Source organism: Chromobacterium sp. CCUG 30098 (genome assembly GCF_059916605.1).
In genome coordinates this window covers 212,864-235,395 of record NZ_JAUCGS010000003.1, presented here as the reverse complement: position 1 = coordinate 235,395, position 22,532 = coordinate 212,864, and the positions used below count along the sequence as shown (strand labels likewise).

26 protein-coding genes are annotated in these 22,532 nt (G+C 65.1%); 16 read left to right on the top strand and 10 right to left on the bottom strand.

Translation table 11 applies throughout. The annotated features are described in order from the left end of the window. Positions 1 to 2: 2 nt before the first annotated feature. The 10 genes from QUG03_RS09295 to QUG03_RS09250 all read left to right on the top strand — a co-directional run bounded on the left by QUG03_RS09295 (position 3) and on the right by QUG03_RS09250 (position 10,617). The gene (locus QUG03_RS09295) at positions 3 to 1,424 is read left to right on the top strand and encodes an RNA polymerase factor sigma-54 (protein ID WP_500819877.1); all 1,422 of its coding nucleotides are present in this window, start codon (positions 3 to 5) and stop codon (positions 1,422 to 1,424) included. Positions 1,425 to 1,491: 67 nt separating this feature from the next. Continuing rightward, positions 1,492 to 1,806 carry a ribosome hibernation-promoting factor, HPF/YfiA family gene (gene hpf / locus QUG03_RS09290; RefSeq protein ID WP_019104259.1) on the top strand — a complete coding sequence of 105 codons (315 nt, stop codon included), beginning with the start codon at positions 1,492 to 1,494 and terminating at the stop codon, positions 1,804 to 1,806. Positions 1,807 to 1,927: 121 nt separating this feature from the next. Further along, a complete protein-coding gene (gene ptsN / locus QUG03_RS09285) occupies positions 1,928 to 2,389 on the top strand; it encodes a PTS IIA-like nitrogen regulatory protein PtsN (protein ID WP_107798242.1) in 462 nt (153 codons plus the stop codon). After that, positions 2,382 to 3,338, top strand: coding sequence for an HPr(Ser) kinase/phosphatase (hprK, locus tag QUG03_RS09280; RefSeq protein ID WP_019104261.1), 957 nt, complete (start codon positions 2,382 to 2,384; stop codon positions 3,336 to 3,338). The genes ptsN and hprK overlap by 8 nt, the downstream gene beginning before the upstream one ends. Continuing rightward, positions 3,319 to 4,161, top strand: a complete 843-nt coding sequence (gene rapZ, locus QUG03_RS09275; protein WP_488876929.1) for an RNase adapter RapZ — start codon at positions 3,319 to 3,321, stop codon at positions 4,159 to 4,161. The genes hprK and rapZ overlap by 20 nt, the downstream gene beginning before the upstream one ends. A gap of 34 nt (positions 4,162 to 4,195) precedes the next feature. Next, on the top strand, positions 4,196 to 4,831 hold the full coding sequence (locus QUG03_RS09270) for a flavin prenyltransferase UbiX (protein ID WP_107798240.1): 636 nt from the start codon (positions 4,196 to 4,198) through the stop codon (positions 4,829 to 4,831). Positions 4,832 to 4,876: 45 nt separating this feature from the next. Beyond that, positions 4,877 to 6,367: an NAD(P)H-hydrate dehydratase gene (locus QUG03_RS09265; RefSeq protein ID WP_486636581.1), complete on the top strand. Its 1,491-nt coding sequence runs from the start codon at positions 4,877 to 4,879 to the stop codon at positions 6,365 to 6,367. A gap of 115 nt (positions 6,368 to 6,482) precedes the next feature. Continuing rightward, a complete protein-coding gene (locus QUG03_RS09260; protein WP_486636580.1) occupies positions 6,483 to 7,400 on the top strand; it encodes a DMT family transporter in 918 nt (305 codons plus the stop codon). A gap of 77 nt (positions 7,401 to 7,477) precedes the next feature. Further along, complete coding sequence (locus tag QUG03_RS09255) at positions 7,478 to 9,022, top strand: sensor histidine kinase (RefSeq protein WP_107798237.1); 1,545 nt, start codon at positions 7,478 to 7,480, stop codon at positions 9,020 to 9,022. Further along, the gene (locus QUG03_RS09250) at positions 9,019 to 10,617 is read left to right on the top strand and encodes a DUF3369 domain-containing protein (protein ID WP_107798236.1); all 1,599 of its coding nucleotides are present in this window, start codon (positions 9,019 to 9,021) and stop codon (positions 10,615 to 10,617) included. The genes QUG03_RS09255 and QUG03_RS09250 overlap by 4 nt, the downstream gene beginning before the upstream one ends. A 108-nt stretch (positions 10,618 to 10,725) precedes the next feature. Here QUG03_RS09250 and trhA read toward each other — a convergent pair whose 3' ends face one another. The 7 genes from trhA to QUG03_RS09215 all read right to left on the bottom strand — a co-directional run bounded on the left by trhA (position 10,726) and on the right by QUG03_RS09215 (position 15,251). Continuing rightward, the gene (gene trhA / locus QUG03_RS09245) at positions 10,726 to 11,343 is read right to left on the bottom strand and encodes a PAQR family membrane homeostasis protein TrhA (protein WP_019100472.1); all 618 of its coding nucleotides are present in this window, start codon (positions 11,341 to 11,343) and stop codon (positions 10,726 to 10,728) included. A 181-nt stretch (positions 11,344 to 11,524) separates the two neighbouring features. Further along, on the bottom strand, positions 11,525 to 12,181 hold the full coding sequence (gene adk, locus QUG03_RS09240; RefSeq protein WP_107798235.1) for an adenylate kinase: 657 nt from the start codon (positions 12,179 to 12,181) through the stop codon (positions 11,525 to 11,527). A gap of 70 nt (positions 12,182 to 12,251) precedes the next feature. Next, complete coding sequence (kdsB, locus tag QUG03_RS09235) at positions 12,252 to 13,025, bottom strand: 3-deoxy-manno-octulosonate cytidylyltransferase (RefSeq protein ID WP_486636578.1); 774 nt, start codon at positions 13,023 to 13,025, stop codon at positions 12,252 to 12,254. Beyond that, positions 13,022 to 13,204 (bottom strand): Trm112 family protein, encoded by a 183-nt coding sequence (locus QUG03_RS09230; RefSeq protein WP_048408720.1) that lies wholly within the window; start codon positions 13,202 to 13,204, stop codon positions 13,022 to 13,024. Before QUG03_RS09230 ends, kdsB begins: the two co-directional genes overlap by 4 nt. Next, positions 13,194 to 14,216 (bottom strand): tetraacyldisaccharide 4'-kinase, encoded by a 1,023-nt coding sequence (gene lpxK / locus QUG03_RS09225; protein WP_486636577.1) that lies wholly within the window; start codon positions 14,214 to 14,216, stop codon positions 13,194 to 13,196. The genes QUG03_RS09230 and lpxK overlap by 11 nt, the downstream gene beginning before the upstream one ends. A 4-nt stretch (positions 14,217 to 14,220) precedes the next feature. Further along, on the bottom strand, positions 14,221 to 14,634 hold the full coding sequence (locus QUG03_RS09220) for an ExbD/TolR family protein (protein ID WP_107798232.1): 414 nt from the start codon (positions 14,632 to 14,634) through the stop codon (positions 14,221 to 14,223). Between the two features lie 2 nt (positions 14,635 to 14,636). Beyond that, entirely contained in the window at positions 14,637 to 15,251 is a 615-nt protein-coding gene (locus QUG03_RS09215) for a MotA/TolQ/ExbB proton channel family protein (RefSeq protein ID WP_107798231.1), read from the bottom strand. Positions 15,252 to 15,273: 22 nt separating this feature from the next. Here QUG03_RS09215 and QUG03_RS09210 point away from each other — a divergent pair, with 22 nt between their 5' ends. Next, complete coding sequence (locus QUG03_RS09210) at positions 15,274 to 15,549, top strand: hypothetical protein (RefSeq protein ID WP_146176567.1); 276 nt, start codon at positions 15,274 to 15,276, stop codon at positions 15,547 to 15,549. Between the two features lie 89 nt (positions 15,550 to 15,638). Here QUG03_RS09210 and QUG03_RS09205 read toward each other — a convergent pair whose 3' ends face one another. From QUG03_RS09205 to QUG03_RS09195, 3 genes are read right to left on the bottom strand one after another with little or no spacing between them, the layout of a single operon-like run. Further along, positions 15,639 to 16,328, bottom strand: a complete 690-nt coding sequence (locus QUG03_RS09205) for a histidinol-phosphatase (RefSeq protein ID WP_107798230.1) — start codon at positions 16,326 to 16,328, stop codon at positions 15,639 to 15,641. Beyond that, positions 16,325 to 16,999, bottom strand: a complete 675-nt coding sequence (gene hda / locus QUG03_RS09200) for a DnaA regulatory inactivator Hda (RefSeq protein WP_043591991.1) — start codon at positions 16,997 to 16,999, stop codon at positions 16,325 to 16,327. Before hda ends, QUG03_RS09205 begins: the two co-directional genes overlap by 4 nt. 10 nt (positions 17,000 to 17,009) lie before the next feature. Beyond that, positions 17,010 to 18,104, bottom strand: a complete 1,095-nt coding sequence (locus tag QUG03_RS09195; RefSeq protein ID WP_107798229.1) for an AI-2E family transporter — start codon at positions 18,102 to 18,104, stop codon at positions 17,010 to 17,012. Positions 18,105 to 18,190: 86 nt separating this feature from the next. Here QUG03_RS09195 and purM point away from each other — a divergent pair, with 86 nt between their 5' ends. Genes purM through QUG03_RS09170 form a run of 5 tightly spaced genes read left to right on the top strand, consistent with a single transcriptional unit; the run spans position 18,191 to position 22,473 of the window. Then, positions 18,191 to 19,228 carry a phosphoribosylformylglycinamidine cyclo-ligase gene (purM, locus tag QUG03_RS09190; protein ID WP_107798228.1) on the top strand — a complete coding sequence of 346 codons (1,038 nt, stop codon included), beginning with the start codon at positions 18,191 to 18,193 and terminating at the stop codon, positions 19,226 to 19,228. After that, positions 19,197 to 19,424 (top strand): hypothetical protein, encoded by a 228-nt coding sequence (locus QUG03_RS09185; RefSeq protein ID WP_146176566.1) that lies wholly within the window; start codon positions 19,197 to 19,199, stop codon positions 19,422 to 19,424. Before purM ends, QUG03_RS09185 begins: the two co-directional genes overlap by 32 nt. Continuing rightward, positions 19,421 to 20,050 (top strand): phosphoribosylglycinamide formyltransferase, encoded by a 630-nt coding sequence (gene purN / locus QUG03_RS09180; protein ID WP_500819876.1) that lies wholly within the window; start codon positions 19,421 to 19,423, stop codon positions 20,048 to 20,050. The genes QUG03_RS09185 and purN overlap by 4 nt, the downstream gene beginning before the upstream one ends. Positions 20,051 to 20,054: 4 nt before the next feature. Continuing rightward, the gene (locus tag QUG03_RS09175; protein WP_500819875.1) at positions 20,055 to 21,227 is read left to right on the top strand and encodes a DUF3108 domain-containing protein; all 1,173 of its coding nucleotides are present in this window, start codon (positions 20,055 to 20,057) and stop codon (positions 21,225 to 21,227) included. Beyond that, positions 21,223 to 22,473 carry an RsmB/NOP family class I SAM-dependent RNA methyltransferase gene (locus QUG03_RS09170; RefSeq protein WP_370646610.1) on the top strand — a complete coding sequence of 417 codons (1,251 nt, stop codon included), beginning with the start codon at positions 21,223 to 21,225 and terminating at the stop codon, positions 22,471 to 22,473. The genes QUG03_RS09175 and QUG03_RS09170 overlap by 5 nt, the downstream gene beginning before the upstream one ends. Positions 22,474 to 22,532 lie beyond the last annotated feature (59 nt).

Sequence of the window (22,532 nt, the reverse complement as noted above, 5' to 3'; positions counted from 1 at the left end):
CGATGAAACAGACACTTCAGCTCAAGGTATCGCAGCAGCTGACCCTGACGCCGCAGCTGCAGCAATCGATCAAGCTGCTGCAGATGTCCACCCTCGACCTGCAGACCGAAGTCGAGCGCTTCTTGCTGGACAATCCCTTGCTGGAGCGCGGCGACGAAGCGCCGCAGGGCGAAGCGCCGGACGCCGCCGCCCAGGAACCGGAGGCCCCGGCGGAAAGCCGCGACGACGCCTCCGGCGACGACGGCGAACGCGGCGCGGAGACCGGCGAACTGAGCGACTGGGGCAGCGGCGGACGCCGCGGCGACGGCGACGACGAGCTGGACCCGATGCTGAACGTGCCCTGTCCTATCAGCCTGCGCGAGCACCTGCTGGCGCAGTTGGGCGAAGTGGCGCTGCCTACGCGCGATCAGGCCATCGTCCAGCTGCTGATTGAAGAGCTGGACGACGACGGCTATCTGGGCCAGACGCTGGAAGACATCGCCAGCCACCTGCCGCTGGAACTGGAAATCGAGGCCGACGAGCTGATGATAGGCCTGCGCCTGCTGCAGCAGTTCGACCCGCCCGGCGTCGGCGCGCGCTCCTTGCCGGAAGCGCTGGCGCTGCAATTGCAGCGGCTGGACCCGGACGAGCCGCAGCGCGGCCTGGCGCTGGCCATCGTCCGCGACCACCTGGCCTTGCTGGGCAACCGCGACTACACCCGGCTGAAAAAACAGCTGGGCGTGGACGACGCCGCGCTGCGCGCCGCCCAGACGCTGATCGCCCGCCTCAACCCCCGCCCCACCGCCGGTTTCGGCGCCAGCGACACCCAGTACGTGATCCCCGACGTCTCGGTCAGAAAACGCAAGGGACGCTGGGTGGCCGCCCTCAACGGCGGCGCAGTGCCTCGCTTGCGCGTCAACCAGATGTACGCGCGGCTGCTGGCGGAAAACCGCGGCGGCAACGGCGAAATGTCCTCGCGGCTGCAGGAGGCCAAATGGCTGGTGAAGAACATCCAGCAGCGATTTGACACTATCCTGAAAGTGGCGGAAGCTATCGTTGAACGGCAGCAATCGTTCTTTGAACACGGCGAAGTGGCCATGCGCCCGCTGATTCTGCGCGACATCGCGGACGAGCTGGGCCTGCATGAATCCACGGTGTCCCGGGTCACCACCCAGAAATACCTGCTCTGCCCGCGCGGCCTGTTCGAGCTCAAGTATTTCTTCGGCAGCGCGCTGGAAACCGACAGCGGCGGCGAGTGCTCCGCCACCGCGATCAAGGCCCACATCCGCAGCCTGATCGACGCCGAATCGCCGAGCAAACCGCTGTCCGACAGCGCCCTGGTCGAAGCGCTGGCCAAACAGGGAATACAAGTTGCCAGACGCACGATAGCCAAGTATCGTGAAGCCATGCAGATACCGCCGGTCAACCAGCGCAAGACGCTGTGACCCAGGCGGCGGAATACAGCGATCCGGCCGACCCGACCGGACTGTCAACACCAGAAGGAGCTAGGGTATGAACCTCAAAGTAACTGGACTGCATCTGGAAGTAACTCCCGCCCTGCGCGAATACGTTGAAACCAAAATGGAGCGCGTTACTCGACATGTCGACCATGTGATCGACATTTCCGTTACTCTGTCTGTTGATAAACTGGTGCAAAAGGCCGAAGTCAACGTGCATCTGTCCGGCAAGGACATCCACGTGGAAGCCACCGAATCCGATATGTACGCCGCCATCGATCTGCTGATCGACAAGCTGGACCGTCAAGTGCTGAAACACAAGGAAAAGCAGTCTGAACACCGTGCTCCGGCGCCTGAAGCCAGCCTGTAATCCCTTGAATTGGAAGGCGGGGGCCTGCGGGTTCCCGCTTTTCTTTGCACTTGCCCGTTTTCAGTACTATCAAGGCAACGTAGAATTGCCGGGTTTTTCTCAGCCGCATGCATAATCCAATATGAACCTCATCGGCAAAATCCTGACACCCGAACACGTCCTGCTGGATCTGGACGTCGCCAGCAAGAAGCGCGTGTTCGAGCAAGTCGGCCTCTTGGTTGAAAATACCCGGGGCATCGCGCGCAGCGAAATCTTCGATTGCCTGTTCGCCCGCGAAAAGCTCGGCTCCACCGGCCTTGGCCAGGGAGTGGCGATTCCGCACGGCCGCGCGCGCGGCCTCAAGGACGCGATGGGCGTATTCATCCGTCTGAAGACCCCGATTCCCTTCGACGCGCCCGACGGCAAGCCGGTGCAGTGCCTGTTCGTGCTGCTGGTGCCGGAACAGGCCACGGACCTGCACCTGCAAGTGCTGTCCGAACTGGCGCAGCTGTTCTCCAGCCGCCAGATGCGCGAGCAGATGCTGGGCATCCCCCTGCGCGACGAGCTCTATCAGCTGCTCAATAATTGGGTGCCCAATGCCTAGCATCAGCGTCCGCCGGCTGTACCAGGAAAACCAGCAGAAGCTCAACCTGACCTGGGTCGCAGGCACCGGCGGCGCCGACAATATGATAGGCAACGACGAACAGCGCCCCACGCAGGCGCTGGTCGGCCACCTCAATTTCATCCACCCCAACCGGGTCCAGGTGCTGGGCCTCGCCGAGGTGGACTACCTGAACCGGCTGGAGCAGTCCGCCGCCAAGACCGCGCTGGACCAACTGTTCCACAAGAGCATGTCGGTGGTGATGGTGGCCAACGACCAGCCGGTGCCCAAGCTGCTGCGCGACTACTGCCACACCCACAACGTCCCGCTGATGACCACCAAGCTGGAAAGCCCCTACCTGATGGATGTGCTGCGCATCTATCTGGCGCGGGCGCTGGCGGTGTCCACCGTGCTGCACGGCGTCTTCCTCGACGTGTTCGAGATCGGCGTGCTGATCATGGGCGATTCGGCGATGGGCAAGAGCGAGCTGGCGCTGGAACTGATTTCCCGCGGCCACGGCATGGTGGCCGACGACGCGGTGGAGCTGTACCGCATCGGCCCCGACACGCTGGAAGGCCGCTGCCCGCCCTTGCTGCGCGACTTCCTGGAAGTGCGCGGCCTGGGCATCCTCAACATCCGCACCATCTTCGGCGAAACCGCCGTGCGGCCGAAGAAGGTGCTGCGGCTGATCATCCACCTGGTCAAGGCCAACGACCAGGCGATGCAGGCGCTGGACCGCCTCAACATTCAGTCGGAAACCCAGGACATCATCGGCGTCACCATCCGCAAAGTGGTGCTGCCGGTGGCCGCCGGCCGCAACCTGGCGGTGCTGGTGGAAGCCGCGGTGCGCAACTACATCCTGCAGCTGCGCGGCATAGACAGCACCCGCGAATTCATCGAACGCCACACCAACTTCCTCAGAGACCAGGAAAATGCGCCTGATATTGATTAGCGGCCTGTCCGGTTCCGGCAAGTCGGTGGCGCTGCGCGCGCTGGAAGACGCCGGCTTCTACTGCGTGGACAATCTGCCGGCCACCATGCTGCACGAGGCGATGTCGCTGTACGCCGACTACGGCTACGAACAGATTGCCATCAGCGTGGACACCCGCTCCGGCCCGTCGCTGGGCGCCTTGCCGGCGGAAATGGAAAAGCTGCGGGCCCAACATGTGGACGTGCGCCTGCTGTTCCTGGAAGCCACGCCCGCCACCCTGGTCAAGCGCTTCTCCGAAACCCGCCGCCGCCACCCGCTGTCCGGCGCCGACGTCACGGTGGAGGAAAGCATTCTGCTGGAACAGGACATGCTGGCCGAGATCATGGAGCTGGGCACCCGCATCGACACCAGCGAGCTGTCCGCCAACGCGCTGCGCAGCTGGGTGCGCGAGCTGGTGGACGCCGACAGCAGCCGGCTGACCCTGATCTTCGAATCCTTCGGCTTCAAGCACGGCCTGCCGCGGGACGCCGACTTCGTTTTCGACGTCCGCTGCCTGCCCAATCCCTATTACGACCCGCAGCTGCGCCCGTTCACCGGCCGCGACCAGCCCATCATCGACTTCTTCCAGCAAACGCCGGAAGTGCAGCAGATGGTGGACGACATCCAGCAGATGGTCAGCAAATGGCTGCCCTGTTTCAGCATGGAAAACCGCAGCTATCTGACCGTCGCCGTCGGCTGTACCGGCGGTCAGCACCGCTCGGTCTACATCACGGAACGCCTTGCCCGCCTGTTCGCCGCCGAACAGGTGCTGGTGCGCCATCGCCAGCTCTACCGCCAGAACTGAACGCATTCGGGCCGCCCGCCTACAGGAGACATTCATGCGCCCGATCCAAACCGTCACCGTTGCCCTGACCGGCGCCTCCGGACTGCCCTACGGCCTGCGGCTGATCGATTGCCTGATCGCCGCCGGCGTCCGCGTCTGGGTGCTGTATTCGCAGGCCGCGCAAGTGGTGGCCAAACAGGAAATGGACCTGACCCTGCCCTCGCGCCCGGCCGAAGCCCGGCAATGGCTGATGCAACGCAGCGGCGCGCGCGACGGCCAGCTGGCGGTCTTCGGCCGCGAAGAGTGGTTCGCGCCGGTGGCGTCCGGCTCCAACCCGGCCGACGCCATGGTGGTCTGCCCGTGCTCGATGGGCACCCTGGCCGCCATCGCCCAGGGCAGCAGCGACAATCTGATCGAACGCGCCGCCGACGTCAGCATCAAGGAACAGCGCAAGCTGGTGCTGGTGCCGCGCGAGGCGCCGTTCTCCGCCATCCATCTGGAAAACATGCTCAAGCTGGCTCGTCTCGGCGTTGTCATCCTGCCGCCGTCTCCGGGGTTCTATACTCATCCCAAGACCGTGGACGATATGATCGACTTCGTGGTGGCGCGAATTCTGGATCAGCTCCGCATCGACAATCAATTGACGCCGCGCTGGGGCGAGCCCGCCCCGGACCGCCCCGCGGCCCCCTAGCCAGCCGCCGCGCCGCTTGCGGCCCGGTCAAAGAGGAATCTTGGGATGCCGACACAAGACCAAAGCATTCTCAGCCTGGACGCCTTGCGCCAACTGGAGCGCCAAGCCACCGACGCCGGCTACAACCTGATGCAGCGCGCGGCGATGGCCACCGCGGACTGGGTCAGCCACCACCTGCCCAGCGCGTCCCGGCTGTTGATTTGCGCCGGCCCCGGCAATAACGGCGGCGACGCGCTGTACGCGGCGCTGGAACTGATGCGCCGTCGTTTCCGCGTCGACGTGCTGGTGCCCACCCAGCCCACTAGCCCCGCCACCTCGGAAGCCCTGCATGAGCTGGAGCAGGCCCAGGGCCATGTGATGTTCGATCTGCCGCGCGACTACCGCGCGCCGCAACTGGTCATAGACGGCCTGTTCGGCGTGGGCCTGAGCCGGGACTTCGACCTGGAATGGACCACGCTGATCGACCGCATCAACCAGCTGGGCAGCCCCATCCTGGCGCTGGACTGCCCCAGCGGCCTGGACGCCTATACCGGCGTGCCGGCCAACACCGCGATCCAGGCCAGCCACACCCTGACCTTTTTGTGCCAGAAGCCCGGCCTGTTCAGCGCCTCCGGCGCCGATCTGGCCGGCAATGTGGAACTGGAACTGCTGGACTGCCCGCCCAGATTGATCCCCGCGGCGGACGGCAGCATCAACCAGCCGGACGTCCGCGCGCTGCTGCGGCCGCGCAACAGCCACAAAGGCCTGTTCGGCACCGTCTGCGTAATAGGCGGCGCGCCGGGCATGCTGGGCGCGGCGCTGCTGGCCGGGCGCAGCGCCTTGGCCTGCGGCGCCGGCAAAGTCCATGTCTGCCCGCTGGACAACCGGCTGCCGGTGGACCCGGTGGTGCCGGAGCTGATGATTTCCGCGCTGGACGAAGCGGCCGGCCTGCCCGACGCCGACGTGCTGGCCGTCGGCCCCGGCCTGGGCCAGCAAGAACGGGCCGGCCGCCTGCTGGACCAAGTCATCCAGCTGCCGCAGGCGCTGGTATTGGACGCCGACGCGCTGAACCTGCTGGCCAACGACCACGCCGCCGCCGCCCTGATCGCCAAACGCCAGGCCGGCACCGTGCTGACCCCGCATCCGGCGGAAGCCGCTCGCCTGCTGGGACAAAGCACCGAGACGGTGCAAAAGGACAGGCTGATGGCCGCGCGCCGGCTGGCCAACCACTTCAACTGCGTGGTGGTGCTCAAGGGCGCCGGCAGCCTGATCGTCGGCCCGGACGGCTTCTACCATCTGAACACCAGCGGCGGCCCGGCGCTGGCGGTGGCCGGCCAGGGCGACGTCCTGACCGGCATCATCGCCGCGCTGCTGGCCCAGCGCATGGAGCCGTTCGAAGCCGCCAGCCTGGCCGTGCACATCCATGGCCTGGCCGGCGACGATTTCGAAATGGAAACCGGCGGCCCCATCGGCCTGTCCGCCTCCGACACCGCCTGGCGCGCCAGCCTGATGCTGAACCGCCTGATCCAGGAACGCGCGCAGGAACAGGCCACCTAGATCCAAGACCCCGCAGGCCCCCGGGGAAATCCATTTGCATTAGAATGGGTCATCGGCGCGCGGGCCGGCGGCATGGCCGTCCCGCGGCCCCTCATCCGTCACCCTGGGGATTACCTTGCAGTCACAATCTAAAGCTTACGCCTACGGACTCGCCGCCGTCCTGGCCTGGTCCACGGTGGCCAGCGCCTTCAAGATCAGTCTCGCCCACCTCAGCCCGGCCCAGCTGGTGCTCTACGCCAGCGCCGCCTCTCTCTTCTGCCTGCTGGGCTTGCTCGCCGTCCAGGGCAGGCTGCCGGAGCTCGCCCCGGCCCTGCGCCGCCACTGGCGCGCCTCCCTGATCTTCGGCGCCGTCAATCCGGCGCTGTATTATCTGATTCTGTTCCAGGCCTACGCGCTGCTGCCCGCGCAGGAGGCCCAGGCCATCAACTACACCTGGGCCTTGACCATGAGCTTGCTGGCGGTGCCGCTGCTCAAACAAAAGCTGCAACGCCGCGACATCGCCGCCGCGCTGGTCTGCTATCTGGGCGTGCTGGTGATCGGCACCCGCGGCCAGGTGCTGGAGCTGCGCTTTTCCGACTCGCTGGGCGTGGCGCTGGCGCTGGCCTCCACCCTGCTGTGGGCCGGCTACTGGATTTTCAACGCCCGCGACGCGCGCGAGCCGGTGATAGGCCTGACGCTCAATTTCGCCTTCTCGCTGCCGCTGAGCCTGGCCTGGTGCGCCTATACCGGACAGCTGGGCCTGGTGGCCTGGCAGGGCCTGGCCGGCGCCGCCTATGTCGGCGCCTTCGAGATGGGCTTCACCTTTGTTCTGTGGCTGACGGCGATGAAGCTGACGCCGAGCACCGCCCGCATCGCCAACCTGATTTTCCTGTCGCCGCTGCTGTCGCTGGCGCTGATTCATTTCCTGATCGGAGAGGCCATCCTGCCCTCCACCCTGGTCGGTCTGGGCCTGATCCTGAGCGGGCTGGCGCTGCAAAAACTGGCCCCGCGCGCCAAGCCCGCCGCGGCGCTGAGCGCCGACGGCGGCGGCTAGCTCCGCGCGCATCCGGATTTGGTATTCGCGCCAGAACTGCCTAGGATTCAGTGTGGGCACTTGGAACTGTGAACATAATGAAAAGCATAAAAACCAAATTGATGTTCTGGTTGATGGCCTGGATCACCGCCATTCTGGGGACGACGGGCCTGTTTTCCTATTTGCACAACCAGGAACGCAATGAGGCCGATTACCAATCCCAACGCGCCGCGGTCAAAGCCCGCCTGGCGATGTCGCTGCCGCACAGCGTCTGGCAGCTGGACGATGAAAACGTCAGGCTGACGCTGGACAGCGAGCTGAGCTGGCCATCCATCATCGCCATCAGCGTCAAGGGGGAATCCGGGCTCAGCCTGGGCCGCAGCCATGACAGCGACGGCAGCATCCGCGACATGCCGCCGTCGGAGGAGCCGCGTTCCGACGACATGCTCAACATTCCCATCGTCTACCAGGGCAAGGAGCACTTGGGCAACGCCACCGTCTATCTGTCGCGCCAGGCGCTGGCCAAGCATCAGCGCGACCAGTTGATCGAACTGTCCGCCCAGATCCTGCTGCTGGACGTGATGATCTTCATGATCATGTCCTTCAATCTGCAACGCTTCCTGTTCCAGCCGCTGGCGCGGCTGCAACAGGCCTTGAACACCGCCATCCGCGCGCCGGACGCCAGCGGCGCCCAAGTCACCCACGTCGCCGACGACGAGATCGGCGGCATCGTCAACGGCTTCAACCGCATCGTGGCTCGCACCGCCGGCGATCTGGCCAAGCGCACCGAGGCCGAAGCGGTGGCCCGCGCCGAGCGCGACCGCGCGGAAGAAGCTTACCGCCAGTTGATGGAAGCGCAGCAAACCCTGGTGGAAACCGAGAAGATGGCCTCGCTGGGCAGCCTGGTGGCCGGCGTCGCCCACGAGATCAACACCCCGGTGGGCATCACCCTGACCACCGCTTCCCATCTGGGCACCGCCACCAGCCACATCATAGAAAAGGTGGACGGCGGCACCGTCAAGAAAAGCGACTTCCAGGCTTATCTGGACACCGCCAAGGAATGCAGCGATCTGATCCTGTCCAACGCCGAGCGCGCGGCCAACCTGATCCACAGCTTCAAGCAGGTGGCGGTGGATCAGACCAGCGAGGCGAGGCGCAGCTTCCAGTTGCAGGATTATCTGAACGAGGTGATCACCAGCCTGAAGCCGCGCTTCAAGCACGCCAACACCACCATCAGCGTGCAGTGCGAGGAAGACATCCTGCTGGACAGCTATCCGGGCTCCTTCGCCCAGGTGGTCACCAATCTGATGGTCAACTCCCTGGTGCACGGCTTTGAAAACCGCAGCAGCGGCAAAATCCTGATCGAGGCCAGGCGCAACAATCCGCATTACATCACGCTGACGCTCAGCGACGACGGCAAGGGCATTCCGCCGGAAAACCTGAGCCGCGTGTTCGACCCCTTCTTCACCACCCGCCGCGGCAGCGGCGGCAGCGGTCTTGGGCTCAACATCGTCTACAACATCGTACGGCAACGCCTGGGCGGGTCGATCGAGGTGCACAGCGAAGTGAATAAAGGCACCACCTTCACCATCACCATGCCCTGCTCCGCCCCGGTCAATCAGAGCAAGGAGAACATAGCATGAGCGACATCACCAACCAGGAAGACGACTGGCTGCTGGACGATGATGACGCTCCGTCTGCGTCCTCCCCAGCCTCCGCCGCCGGCGACGGCCGCCACCCGTGGAAAATCCTGATCGTCGACGATGAGAAGGACGTGCACACCGCCACCCGCATCGCGCTGCGCAACATCCGCTACAAAGAACGGCCGCTGGAACTGCTCAGCGCCCACTCCGGCAAGGAAGCCTACGAAGTGGTACGCCAGCATCCGGACATCGCGCTGATCATGCTGGACGTGGTGATGGAGAGCGAGGATGCCGGCCTGAAGCTGGTGCACCAGATCCGCCAGGACCTGAAGAACGGCCTGGTGCGCATCGTGCTGCGCACCGGCCAGCCCGGACAGGCGCCGGAGCAGGAAGTCATCCTCAACTACGATATCAACGACTACAAGACCAAGACCGAGCTGACGGTGCAAAAGCTGTTCACCACCATCATCTCCTCGCTGCGCGCCTACGAAAACCTGCTGTCGCTGGAGAAGAACCGCCAAGGCCTGTCCAAGATCCTGGAAAGCGCGTCCGATCTGTACCAGCTGTATTCGCTGCGCGAGTTCGCCTCCGGCGTGCTGCGCCAGATCAGCGCGCTGCTGGACATCGGCAGCGACGGCATCCTCTGCGTGCGCAACGACAGCAGCAACGGCCGGCCGGAACTGGAAATCCTGGCCGCCTCCGGCAATTACGAACCGCTGGGGCAAAGCGGCGACCTGAGTCCCTTCCCCGAGCTGGAGCAGGTGATCCTGCGTTCCTTCGCCGAGAAGCGCAGCATCTACCAACACCCCTACGACGTGCTCTACATCACCTCGCGCAACGGCCGCGAGTTCATCATCCACTTCACCCCGCAATGGCCGCTGGAAGAAGTGGAGCGCGATCTGCTCGACGTGTTCTGCCAACGCATTTCCGCCGCTTACGACAATCTCTACCTCTACAGCCAGCTGCGCAGCGCGCAGGAGGCCACGGTGGTGGCGCTGGCGGATCTGGCGGAATTCCGAGACACCGACACCGGCAATCACGTGCTGCGCGTGCAGCGGCTGACCGACGCCATCGCCGGGCAGATGCGGGACAACGGCGCTTATCCGGAACTGATGGGCAAGGAATTCATGGACATGGTGGGCATGGCCAGCATCCTGCACGATGTCGGCAAGGTGGGCACGCCGGACCACATCCTGTTCAAACCAGGCAAGCTGGACCCGGACGAACGGGTGATCATGGAGCAGCACGCCACCATAGGCGCGCAGATTCTGGCCAGATCGGCCAGCATGGTGGAGGGGATGAGTTATCTGTCCCTGGGCTCGGAAATCGCCGGCGGCCACCACGAGCACTTCGACGGCAACGGCTACCCCAGGAAGCAGAAAGCGCACGAAATCCCGCTGTCGGCGCGCATCGTCGCGGTGGTGGACGTATTCGACGCCCTGCTCAACAAGCGGCCCTACAAGGAGCCGTGGACGCTGCACGACACCATGGAATACATTTCCGGCCGCTCCGGCAGCCAGTTCGATCCGGAAGTGGTGCGCGCGCTGGAAACCCTGGTCAAGGAGCGCCGGCTGCAGGACTTGCCGGACGCCTGAGCGAGCGCCAGCGTCCACGCCGCAATAAAACAGGGCGAAAGCAGCGTTTGCGCTGGTTTCGCCCTTCTTCTTCGTCCCGCCGCGGCGCGGAGGACTTCAAGCCTCGGCTCAGGCCACGTAGAACAAGACGCTGACAAACTGGCAGACGCTGCCGCCCAGCACGAACAAATGCCAGATGCCGTGGCCGTGGCGGATTTTCTCGTCGTTGAGAAACCAATAGATGCCGACGCTGTACAGAATCCCGCCCAAGGCCAGCCAGAACAGGCCGCCGCTGGGCAAGGACTCGATCAAGGGCGGCAAGGCCACCAGCACCAGCCAGCCCATCACCACGTAAAGAATCATCGACAGCAAACGGGTGCGCCGGCCCAGGGTCAGTTCCTGGATGATGCCGAACACGGCCAGGCCCCAGCTGACGCCGAACAGGCTCCAGCCCCAGGCGCCGCGCAAAGTCACCAGCGCGAACGGCGTGTAGCTGCCGGCGATCAGCAGATAGATCGCCGAATGGTCGCACTTCTGCAGCACCGCCTTGGCGCGGCCGCGGAAGCTGTGATACAGCGTGGAAATCAGATACAAGGCCACCAGCGTGGCGCCGTACAGGCTGAAGCTGACCACCTTCCAGGGGTCGCCCTCGCGCGCGGCCATGGTCACCAGCACCACCAGGCCGGTAATGGCCAGCAAAGTGCCGATCAAATGGGAAATCCCGTTGAAACGTTCCCCGTGATACATAGGTATTATCCTTGCGCCGGCATCGCGCCGGCTTGACGCACAAAAACTTTTGGAGCCGCTCGCGGGCTCCGGGTTCAATTGTCCGCCTGTTGCCGCCGCCGCGCCAGCCCTTTCTCTACACGTCAAAAGAAAAGCGGGCCATAAGGCCCGCTTGTCTTCTTGGAGAACCCGGAACAGGTTCTCAGGCGCCCAGCGCCTTCAGCACCTCGTCGCGCACCACTTCCACCGCGCGGGTGCCGTCGATCTTGACGTATTTCGGCGCCTTGGCGTCGCCGCTGGCGGCGCGCTCGCCGTAGAAGCCCACCAGCACCGCGGTCTGTTCGTGGTAAACCGACAAACGCTTCTTCACGGTTTCTTCGCGGTCGTCGTCGCGCTGGACCAGCTCTTCGCCGGTCACATCGTCCTTGCCGGCCACTTTGGGCGGGTTGAAGCTGATGTGGTAGGTGCGGCCGGAGGCCATATGCACGCGGCGGCCGGCCATGCGCTCGACGATGGCCGCGTCCGGCACGTCGATCTCCACCACGTAATCGATGTCCACGCCGGCGGCGATCATCGCCTCGGCTTGCGGAATGGTGCGCGGGAAGCCGTCGAACAGGAAACCGTTGGCGCAATCCGCGTCGGCGATGCGCTCCTTGACCAGGCCGATGATGATGTCGTCGCGCACCAGGCCGCCGGCGTCCATGATCGCCTTGGCTTCCAGGCCCAGCGGCGTGCCGGCCTTGACCGCGGCGCGCAGCATGTCGCCGGTGGAGATTTGCGGGATGCCGAATTTTTCCTTGATGAAATTGGCCTGGGTGCCTTTGCCGGCGCCAGGCGCCCCCAACAGGATCAGTCGCATGAAGATCGCTCCGTCAATTTGAATAAGATGATTTGATATCGAAATCCGGGCCGCGCCGACGCGGCCCGGCTTATGAGTTCCGTCCGGCGCCCAGCAAGCGGCGCACCCGCTCCAGGTCCTCCGGCGTATCCACGCCGGCCGGCGGCGCGGACTCGACCACCGCCACCTTGATGGCGAAGCCGTGCCACAACACCCGCAACTGCTCCAGCGCTTCGAAACGCTCCAGCGGCGCCGGTTCCAAACGGTTATAGGTCTTCAGAAAACCCGCCTGATAGGCGTACATGCCGATATGCCGCAGCACCGGTAGGTCCGCGGGCAGCGCGCTCGCATCCTGTGCGAAGGCGTCGCGGGCATAGGGAATCGGCGCGCGGCTGAAATACAATGCGCGGCCGGCGTGGTCCAGCACCGTCTTGACCACATTGGGATTGAACATGTCGGCGGCGTCGCGGAACGGATGCGCCAGCGTCGCCACCGGCGCGTCGCCGGCGGCCAGGAGCGCCGCCAGCTGATCGATCAGCGCCGGATCGATCAGCGGCTCGTCGCCCTGGACATTGACCACGATCTCATCGTCGGCCAGGTTCAAGGCCTGCGCCACTTCGGCCAGCCGGTCCGTGCCGCTGGCGTGGTCGGCGCGCGTCATCAACGCCTCGACGCCGTGAGCGCGACAGGCGTCCAGCACATCGGCGTGGTCGGTGGCCACGATCACCCGCGTCGCGCCGCTCTTGGCCGCCTGCTCGGCGACCCGCGCCACCATGGGCTTGCCGGCGAGATCGGCCAGCGGCTTGCCCGGCAAGCGGCTGGACGCCAGACGCGCCGGGATCACCACGCAAAAGCCGCGGCTCATTTTATTTCTTCTTCCGGCGCCAGCTCGCGGGCTTCGGCTTCCAGCATCATCGGGATGCCGTCCTTGATCGGGTAAGCCAGTCGGTCGCCCTTGCAGACCAGTTCCTGCTTGGCCTTGTCGAAAACCAGCGGGCCCTTGCACAGCGGGCACACCAGAATATCCAGGAATTTAGCGTCCATGTTTTATCTTCAGTCGATCCAGAATCCAAGCGCTCAGATCAGGCTCCAACTCCGCCTGAACCGGCAAAACCCATAGTCTAGCACGCTGCGCTGCATCATGAATCACCCGCCGCAGCTTGACCGCGTCCTTGCTGGTGACGATCACCGCGTCCATGTCGGCCGGCAGGTCCGCCGCGGCGAATTGATGATGGTCGGGCCAGGCCAGGCAAAGCTCAGGCCGCAGGCCCAGGCCAGCCAGCGTGTCGAAGAAGCGCTGCGGGTGGCCGATGCCGGCCATCGCCGCCAGCCGCAAGCCGGCGAAATCCGCCGCCGCCCGCGTCTCCTCGGGCCGGTCCAGCCGCTGCAGCGCGGCCGGACGCAAACGCATGGCAAAACGCCGCGGCCCGGCCGGCAAGGCCAGGCCGGCGGCGTCCCCGCCGTTGATCACCACCGCGCCGACGGAGCACAGCCGAGACCACGGCTCGCGCAGGGGACCGGCCGGCAGCAGCCGCCCGTTGCCGCCGCCGCGCGCGCCGTCCAGCACCACGATCTCCAGATCGCGGCTTAAGCGGTAATGCTGCAGACCGTCGTCGGTCAGTATCAATTCCAAATCGGGATGCAGCGCCAGCAAATGACGGCCGGCGGCGACCCGGTCGCGCCCCACCACCACCGGCGCGCCGGCGGCGGCCAGCAAGAGCGGCTCGTCGCCCACTTCTTCCGGCGAGCTGTCCGGCCGCACCAGCGTGGGCTGGCGGTGGCTGCCGCCGTAACCGCGGCTGATCACCCCCGCCTTGACGCCGCCTTGTTGCAAATCGCGCAACAGGGCCAGGGTCAGCGGCGTCTTGCCGACGCCGCCCACATTGATGTTGCCGATCACCGCCACCGGCGCGGCCAGGCGCTCCGCGCGCAGCCAGCCGCGGCGGTAAGCCAGCCGCCTGGTCGCCGCCGACAGGGCAAACAGCCCTTCCAGCGGAGCCAGAAGGGCCGTCAGCCACCAGCGCGGCCGATACCATTGCCGTTCTATCCAATGCATACGGCTATTGCGAACGGGTGGCGAAGGTCAGCTGGTTCAGACCGGCCTCGCGCGCCGCCTCCATCACCGTCACCACCGATTGGTGGGTGGCTTTGGCGTCGGCGTTGACGATGACGATCACATCGCTCTTGCCCGCGGCGTCGTCCTTCAGCTTGCTCAACAGCGCCGCCTTGTCGCCGGCGGCCAACTTGGCCTCGCCCACCGCCATTTCGCCGTTGGCGGCCACCGCCACGGTGATTTCCGACGACTTGGTCTTGGCCTGCTCGCCCTGGGCGGCCGGCAGATTGATCTTGAGTTCGGCGAACTTGGAATAAGTGGTGGTGACCATCAGGAAGATCAGGATCACCAGCAGCACGTCGATCAGGGGAATGAAGTTGATCTCGGGCTCTTCGCGGCTGCGGCCTCGGCGGAAATTCATGCTCAACCCCCGTTTTTACGCTCGCCGTGCAGCACTTCCACCAGCTTGACCGCTTGCGACTCCATCTCCACCAGCAGGCCGTCCACCTTGGAGCGGAAATGGCGATAGAACATCATGCTGGGAATGGCGACGATCAGGCCGAAGGCGGTGTTGTACAGCGCGATGGAAATGCCGTGCGCCAATGCTTGCGGGTTGTTGCCCGCCGGCGACTGCGAACCGAAGATCTCGATCATGCCGATCACCGTGCCCAGCAGGCCCAGCAAGGGCGCCATCGCGGCGATGGTGCCCAGCGTGGTCAGCAAGCGCTCCAGTTGATGCGCCACCACACGGCCCTCGTCCTCGATCGCTTCCTTCATCACTTCGCGATTGCCGCCGACATTGCGCAGGCCGGCGCAGAACAGGCGGCCCAGCGGCGAATGCTCCTGCAGCTTGCGCAACAGCTCCTCGCTGGCGCCGGCGCGGCGGTACTCCTGCAAAGCCTGCCCCAGCAGGCCCTCCGGCGCCACGCTGCTCTTCCTCAGGCTGAACAAGCGTTCAAAGATAATCGCCAGCGACACGACCGAGGCGGCGATGATGGTCCAGATCGGCCAGCCGGCCGCTTCAATGATTGACCACACGAGGAGGTTCTCCGAAAAACGATTGCAAACGCTGAACTTTAGCGGCATCCATGCCGGTTCAGCAACCGGCTCCGCTACGCGCCGCCGCCGCCGCGCCCTCAAACAGGCGCTTAGCGGCGAAAACTACGCAGAGTTGTCAACAAAGCCGTCTAAACCCATCTTTTATAAAGGCTTTCGAATGCCGGCCCCATTTCATCGGCGCCGCTCGAAACTCAAGCCGGCGAAAGCCGCGCCAGGCAAGGCTTTCAACCCAGACTATCAAGATCCGCGCCATGATTGGAGGCTGCCGCTTTTTTAACCTTTGCCAGCAAAAGCCAAGCCCTGGCAAGCGATCCACACAGTTATCCACAAGGTTATTCAGCCGCCGCTGTGGATAATTGCCGCGCCTCAATCGCGCAGCGAAATCACCCGCCAGCCCTCTTGCTCGGCGTGGGCGCGCAGGGTGTCGTCCGGGTCCACCGCCACTGGATGATCCACCAGCTTCAGCAAGGGCAGATCGTTGTGCGAGTCGCTGTAGAAAAAGCTCTGGCCGTAGCTGTCCATGCTCAGGCCGCGCTCGTCCAGCCACTGCTGCAAACGGGTGATCTTGCCCTGCTGAAAGCTGGGCACGCCGCTGACGCGGCCGGTGAAGCGGCCCTGCTCGTCTTCCTCCAGCTCGATGGCGATCAGATGCTCCACGCCCAGCTCGCGGGCGATAGGCCCGGTAATGAAGCGGTTGGTGGCGGTGATGATGATGATCTCGTCGCCCTGGGCCGCGTGCGCGGCCAGCAAATCGCGCGCCTTGCGGGTGATGATGGGCTTGATGTGTTGTTCCAGGTAGTCCGCATGCAAGGCGTCCAGTTCGGCGCGGCTGAAACGCTTCAAGGGCTCCAGCGCGAACACCAGGTATTCGTGGATGTCCAGCGTGCCCTGCTGATACTGCCGGTAGAAATAATTGTTGCGCTCGTCGTAATGCGCCTGCTCCAGAATGCCGCGCTGGATCAGGAAGCGCGGCCATTCGAAATCGGAATCGCCGGCGATCAGGGTGTGGTCTAGGTCGAACAGCGCCAGATTGCGCAATGCAGAAGTGTCGGTCATGGTTCCGGGCTTGCGGTTTGCAAAACGTTTTTCACCAGCGGCACGGTGATCGGCCGCCTCATGGCCAGAGAATAGCGGTCCAATATGTCAATCATGCCGATCAGGCTGGACAGGTCGCGCCGCCAATGGGTCAGCAGGTAGCGGTAGACATCGTCCGGAATCGACAGCTGGCGGCTGGCGGCGTGGCTGCGCAAGGCGGCCAGCTTGTCCTCGTCCGACAGCGCCTTGACTTCGAACACCAGGCCCCAGCCCAGGCGGGTGCGCAGATCGTCGCGCACCGCCAAGGCCATCGGCGGCTGGCGGCCGGCCATCAACAGCCGCGACTCCCCGCTCTCTTTCAGCGAGTTGTAGAAGGAAAACAGAGTGATCTGGTCGTCCGGCGCCAGGTCGTCGACATGGTCGACGGCGATGAAGCTGGCTTCGCGCGCGAAGTCCGGCAGATGCTCGGTCTTGCCGTCCAGATAGATGGAGGCGCGCCCCAGCCGCTCGGCGTGGGCGATCCAGGCCTGCAACAGATGCGTCTTGCCGCAGCCGGGCTCGCCCCACAGATAGATGAAGCGCTCGCCGGCCTCGGCCGTCAGCGCGGTAATCACCTCGCGGTTGCGTTCGGCCAGGAAATTGTCGAAGGCCGGCAAGGGGGTGGGCGTCAAATCAAGTATTAACTGGTCCAAGTGAAGGCGATCAAACTAGGTTTTGATGTCTATTCCTGATTTTACGCTGATAAAAGCGTGTGTTGAAATAAGCGCGCGCCAGAAAGCGGCAGATCACCAAGGTGGCGGCCGCCATCGGCAAGGCCAGCAGCAGGCCGGCGAAGCCCAATAACTGCCCGAAGGCGAGCAGGGAAAAGATCACCGCCACCGGCGACAGGCCGATGCGCTCGCCCACCAACCAAGGCGTGATCAGCAGGCTTTCCAGCAATTGTCCGGCGCCGAACACGCCCAGCACCAGCAGCACCTCGCCGGCGGAATCGAACTGCAGCGCGGCGGCCAGGCCCGCCAGCGCGAAACCGAGAAAAGTGCCCAGATAGGGAATGAACACCAGCAGGCCGGCCACCACGCCGATGGCGATGCCGGACTCCAGGCCCAGCAAGGCCAGGCTGGACGCGAAGATCACCGCCATGATCAGCATCACCGACAGCTGGCCGCGCAGGAATTCGCCCAGCACCCTATCCAGCTCCCGCGCCAGGGCCGTCACCTCGTCCGCCCAGCGCCGCGGCACCAGCGTGGCCAGCGTCGCCGCCATCCGCGGCCCGTCCTGCAGGAAATAAAACAGCAGCACCGGCAGCAACAAGAGATTGAACAACAGGCCGGCCAGCATGAAACCGCTCTGGGTGGCGCGCAGGGCCACCGCCGACAGCGCGCTCTTCAAGGCGCCGGCGTTGGCGGCCAGCACCCGCTTCCAGCCGGCGGCGTCCAGCTCCAGCTGGATGGCGAACTCGGCGCGCAGCCAGGGCAGCACCCGGCCCTGGGCGAAATCCACCAAGACCGGCAGGCGGTCGATCAGGCCCTGGGTCTGCTTGAACAGCATGGGCGCCACCACCAGCAGCAAGGCGAAGGTGGCGGCCATGCCGGCCAGCGTCACCAAGCCGGCGGCCAGCGGCCGCGGCAGGCCTTTGCCGGCCAGATAGCGCATCGCGGGATTGAGCACATAGGCCAGCACCGCGGCCACCGCGAACGGCGTCAGCGCGGCCGCCAACTGCTGCAACAGCCAGCCGGCGAACAGCAGGGCTGTTGCGCCGATGACCCAGGGAATCAGACGGTTTTGGGAGCGTTTCATCGCGACTTCAGTTAAAATGTGCTGCTTTCGCGTCGGCGAAAGCTTGATGTAAAAATACTTCAAGATTTGCAGAAAGCGAGTTTACCTTGAACACCACTTCCCTCAGTTACCGTGATGCCGGCGTCGACATTGATGCCGGCGACGCGCTGGTCGAGAACATCAAGCCTTATGCCAAGCGCACCATGCGCCCGGAGGTGATCGGCGGCATCGGCGGTTTCGGCGCACTGGTGGAGATTTCCAAGAAATACAAGGAACCGGTGCTGGTTTCCGGCACCGACGGCGTCGGCACCAAGCTGAAACTGGCCTTCGACTGGAATCGTCACGATACCGTGGGCATCGACCTGGTGGCAATGAGCGTCAACGACATCCTGGTGCAAGGAGCGGAACCGCTGTTCTTCCTCGACTATTTCGCCTGCGGCAAACTGGACGTGCCCCAAGCCACCGACGTGATCAAGGGCATCGCCGCCGGTTGCGAACAGGCCGGCTGCGCGCTGATCGGCGGCGAGACCGCGGAAATGCCCGGCATGTACCCGACAGGCGAATACGATCTGGCGGGCTTCGCCGTCGGCGTGGTGGAGAAGAGCGCCGTGATCAGCGGCCGCGACATCGCCCCGGGCGACGTGGTGCTGGGCCTGAAATCCAACGGCGTGCACTCCAACGGCTACTCGCTGGTGCGCAAGATCATCGACCGCGCCCAGCCGGACCTGGACGCGCCGTTCGAGGACGGCCGCAGCCTGCGCGACGCCATCATCGCCCCCACCCGCATCTATGTGAAGCCTCTGCTCAAGCTGATGCAGGCGCTGCCGGTCAAAGGCATGGCCCACATCACCGGCGGCGGCATCACCGAGAACACGCCGCGCGTGCTGCCGGAACATGTCGTCGCCCAGATCGACGCCGCGGCCTGGCCCCAGCCCAAGCTGTTCCAGTGGCTGCAACAGGAAGGCAAGGTCGATAGCCAGGAAATGTACCGAACCTTCAACTGCGGCATCGGCATGGTGGTGATCGTGGCGGCGGAACAGGCGGAACAGGCCGTCGCCCTGCTGCAGGCCGAAGGCGAGACCGCGTACCGGATCGGCGCGGTGCGCGCCCGCAATGGAGACGAACATCAAACTCAGATCGCCTAAAGCGCTGCGTTGGATGCTACTGGCGCCGCTGGCCCTGCTGGCGGCGTTTGTCATTTATCGCGAGGCCGCCATCCTGGCCGACCTCGATCGCTGCCTGGACCTGGGCGGCGGCTGGCACGAACAAGAGTTGCGCTGCATCACCGATGCCGCCGACTGGGAACACTATCTGGCAAAGTCTCCGTCGATTCCATCATGAAGAATATCGTCATCCTGATTTCAGGCCGCGGCTCCAATATGCAGGCCATCGTCGACGCCAAGATCGCCGGCGCGCGCATCGCCGCGGTGATCTCCAACCGACCCGACGCCGCCGGCCTCGCCTGGGCGGCCGAGCGCGGCATCGCCACCGCGGCGCTGGACCATAAAGCCTTCGCCAGCCGCGAAGACTTCGACACCGCGCTGGCGCAGCTGATAGACGGCCACCAGCCGGACCTGGTGGTGTTGGCCGGCTTCATGCGCATTCTCAGCGCCGGCTTCACCCGCCGCTACGAAGGCCGCATGCTGAACGTGCACCCCTCGCTGCTGCCGGCCTTCACCGGCCTCAACACTCACCAGCGCGCGCTGGAAATGGGCTGCAAGGTGGCCGGCTGCACCGTGCACTTCGTCACCGCCGAGCTGGACCACGGCCCCATCGTCGCCCAGGGCGTGGTGGAAGTGCTGGACGGCGACAGCGCCGACACGCTGGCCGAACGCGTGCTGCAACTGGAACACCAACTCTACCCGGCCGCGGTGCGCCGCTTCGTCGCCGGCGAGCTGAACATCGTCGCCGGCAAGATCGCCAGCCGCGCCGCGCTTGCCGGCAGCCTGATGGCGCCCGCGCCCTGAACCCATGAAAAGCCGTCGCCTGATCCTGCTGGCCCTGGCCCTGTCGCTCGCCCTGCATCTGGGCGTGCTGGGCTCCGGCCTGCTGCCGGAAGCGGCTTTGGAACTGCCGCCGGATCAGGACTTGCGCAGCATCAGCGTCAAGATGCAGGCGCTGGACGCCGATGAGCCGGCGGCCAAGCCGGCGCCGCAAGGCGCGGTGGCCCAATTGCGGCCGGCCGCGCCCAAGCCGGCGCCGGCCAAACCCAAGCCCGCCGCCAAAAAGGCGGAAGCGTCGGCGCCGCGGGCGGCGTCGGAACCGATAGCCGCCCAGGTGCGGCCAAACAAGAACGCCGGCAGCGCGCCGCTGGCGGAGGCCAAGCCCGACGCCTCCATGCCCGACGCGGAGAACAAACTCGCCTCGTCGGCGCCGGTCGCCGATAATGTGGCGGCGAACGACAAGGACGAGGCCAGCGCGCCGGCGGCCGAAACCGCCGCAGCCGACGACGGCTACCTCCATCCCAAGAGCAAGCTGCGCGGCTTTCCGCGCCAGGCCACGCTGGGCTACCAGGTATTCTACGGCTCGGCGATGCTGGGCACCGGCACGCTGGAATGGGGCCGCGGCGACGGCGGCTACCGCTTGGAGATCAACGCCAATCCCTTTATCGGTCCCAAGCTGCGTTACCTTTCCGAAGGCCGTTTCAAGAACAAGGCGGGCTTGCTGCCGGACAGTCTGCAAGCCTGGCGCGGCGGCCAAAGCAAAGAGTCCGCGCATTTCGACTACAATGCGGGTCAGCTGCGTTATGGAGATCAGGGCGACAAGCTGCTGGACTTGAAGCCCGGCGCCCAGGATGTGTTCAGCCTGGCCTTCCAGCTGGGGCTGAAAGGCGGCGAACTGGGACCGGAAGCGATCCAGATCACCACCGGCAAGAAAGTGTACGAATACCCGATGCGCCCCAGCGGCGAGGCCGACTACGACACCGGCGCGGGCAAGATCCGGGTCATCGTGTTCCGCGCCCAGGGCGACGGCGACATTAATGAATTCTGGCTGGCGCCGGAATTCTCCAATCTGCCGGTGCGCATCCAGCGCATCGACAAGGACAAGCGGATCGACCTCAGAGCCGTCCGCATCGACGTGAACGGCGCGCCGCAATGGAAGCTGCCGCCGCAACCCACGAGAAAACACAAGAATGACTATTAATCACCATCAACTGAAACATATCGAAACCGTCATCGGCCAGATGATCCGCTTCGACCGCCCAGCCGACGCGGTGCTGTCGGCCTATTTCCGCGAACACAGCAAACTGGGCGCCAACGACCGCCACATCATCGCCGAAACCGCCTTCGGCGCGCTGCGCCGCCTCTTGCAGCTGCGCGCGCTGATCGCGCCGGACAAGGCCACCCCGCGCCGGCTGGCCCTGGTGGCCCTGCTGAAAATCCACAGACTCAACGTCAAGGAGCTGGGCGACGCCGCCAGCGCCGGCGAAAAGGAATGGCTGGGCCAAATCAAGGGCAAGGCGCTGCCGGCCAGCCTGGAAGTGGACGCCGAACTGCCGCAGTGGGTGATCGAGCGCCTGGGCGAACAGACGCCGGAACAGGTGATCGCGCTGGGCAAGGGCCTGGCCGAAGGCGCGCCGCTGGATCTGCGCGTCAACACCATGAAGATGAAGCGCGACGAATTGCTGGGCCGGCTGCAAGCCGACGGCCTCGAGTGCGAAGCCACGCCCTACTCTCCGCTGGGCATCCGTCTCAAAACCAAGCCCTCGCTGGCCAAGCACGAGCTGTTCAAGGCCGGCGTGTTCGAGGTGCAGGACGAGGGCAGCCAGCTGCTGGGCCTGATCACCGGCGCGCGCCGCGGCGAAATGGTCGTCGACTTCTGCGCCGGCGCCGGCGGCAAGACCCTGCTGTTGGGCGCGCAAATGGCCTCCAGCGGCCGCTTGTACGCCTTCGACGTTTCGGAAAAGCGCTTGGCCAAGCTGAAGCCGCGCCAGGCGCGTTCCGGCCTGTCCAATGTCCATCCGCAGCTGCTGGCCTCGGAAAACGACACCAAGGTCAAGCGCCTGGCCGGCAAGGCCGACCGCGTGCTGGTGGACGCGCCCTGCTCCGGCCTGGGCACGCTGCGCCGCAACCCGGACCTGAAATTCCGCCAGAGCCCGGACAGCGTGGCCGAGCTGAACGCCAAACAGGCGTCCATCCTGGCCTCCGCCGCCCGCCTGGTGCGCGCCGGCGGCCGCCTGGTCTACGCCACCTGCAGCCTGTTGCCGCAGGAGAATCAGGACATCGTCGCCGCCTTCCTGGCCGATCACCCCGAGTTCAAGCTGGTGAAAATGGACGAGGTGCTGGCGGAGCAGAAGATCTCGCTGCAAATGGGCGATTATCTGGAACTGAAACCGCAGTTGCACAATACCGACGGCTTCTTCGCCGCGGTGCTGGAAAAAAACGCCTGAGCATGCTCAAACCCCGGCCCTTGATGCGGCCGGGGTTTGTCATTCCGGGCAATACGCCT

Bases quoted from the DNA above. Each gene is read 5' to 3' on its own strand.
- QUG03_RS09295 (WP_500819877.1), top strand. From the start codon at position 3: ATGAAACAGACACTTCAGCTCAAGGTATCGCAGCAGCTGACCCTGACG.
- hpf (WP_019104259.1), top strand. From the start codon at position 1,492: ATGAACCTCAAAGTAACTGGACTGCATCTGGAAGTAACTCCCGCCCTG.
- ptsN (WP_107798242.1), top strand. From the start codon at position 1,928: ATGAACCTCATCGGCAAAATCCTGACACCCGAACACGTCCTGCTGGAT.
- hprK (WP_019104261.1), top strand. From the start codon at position 2,382: ATGCCTAGCATCAGCGTCCGCCGGCTGTACCAGGAAAACCAGCAGAAG.
- rapZ (WP_488876929.1), top strand. From the start codon at position 3,319: ATGCGCCTGATATTGATTAGCGGCCTGTCCGGTTCCGGCAAGTCGGTG.
- QUG03_RS09270 (WP_107798240.1), top strand. From the start codon at position 4,196: ATGCGCCCGATCCAAACCGTCACCGTTGCCCTGACCGGCGCCTCCGGA.
- QUG03_RS09265 (WP_486636581.1), top strand. From the start codon at position 4,877: ATGCCGACACAAGACCAAAGCATTCTCAGCCTGGACGCCTTGCGCCAA.
- QUG03_RS09255 (WP_107798237.1), top strand. From the start codon at position 7,478: ATGAAAAGCATAAAAACCAAATTGATGTTCTGGTTGATGGCCTGGATC.
- QUG03_RS09250 (WP_107798236.1), top strand. From the start codon at position 9,019: ATGAGCGACATCACCAACCAGGAAGACGACTGGCTGCTGGACGATGAT.
- trhA (WP_019100472.1), bottom strand. From the start codon at position 11,343: ATGTATCACGGGGAACGTTTCAACGGGATTTCCCATTTGATCGGCACT.
- adk (WP_107798235.1), bottom strand. From the start codon at position 12,181: ATGCGACTGATCCTGTTGGGGGCGCCTGGCGCCGGCAAAGGCACCCAG.
- kdsB (WP_486636578.1), bottom strand. From the start codon at position 13,025: ATGAGCCGCGGCTTTTGCGTGGTGATCCCGGCGCGTCTGGCGTCCAGC.
- QUG03_RS09230 (WP_048408720.1), bottom strand. From the start codon at position 13,204: ATGGACGCTAAATTCCTGGATATTCTGGTGTGCCCGCTGTGCAAGGGC.
- lpxK (WP_486636577.1), bottom strand. From the start codon at position 14,216: ATGCATTGGATAGAACGGCAATGGTATCGGCCGCGCTGGTGGCTGACG.
- QUG03_RS09220 (WP_107798232.1), bottom strand. From the start codon at position 14,634: ATGAATTTCCGCCGAGGCCGCAGCCGCGAAGAGCCCGAGATCAACTTC.
- QUG03_RS09205 (WP_107798230.1), bottom strand. From the start codon at position 16,328: ATGACCGACACTTCTGCATTGCGCAATCTGGCGCTGTTCGACCTAGAC.
- QUG03_RS09195 (WP_107798229.1), bottom strand. From the start codon at position 18,104: ATGAAACGCTCCCAAAACCGTCTGATTCCCTGGGTCATCGGCGCAACA.
- QUG03_RS09185 (WP_146176566.1), top strand. From the start codon at position 19,197: ATGGAGACGAACATCAAACTCAGATCGCCTAAAGCGCTGCGTTGGATG.
- purN (WP_500819876.1), top strand. From the start codon at position 19,421: ATGAAGAATATCGTCATCCTGATTTCAGGCCGCGGCTCCAATATGCAG.
- QUG03_RS09175 (WP_500819875.1), top strand. From the start codon at position 20,055: ATGAAAAGCCGTCGCCTGATCCTGCTGGCCCTGGCCCTGTCGCTCGCC.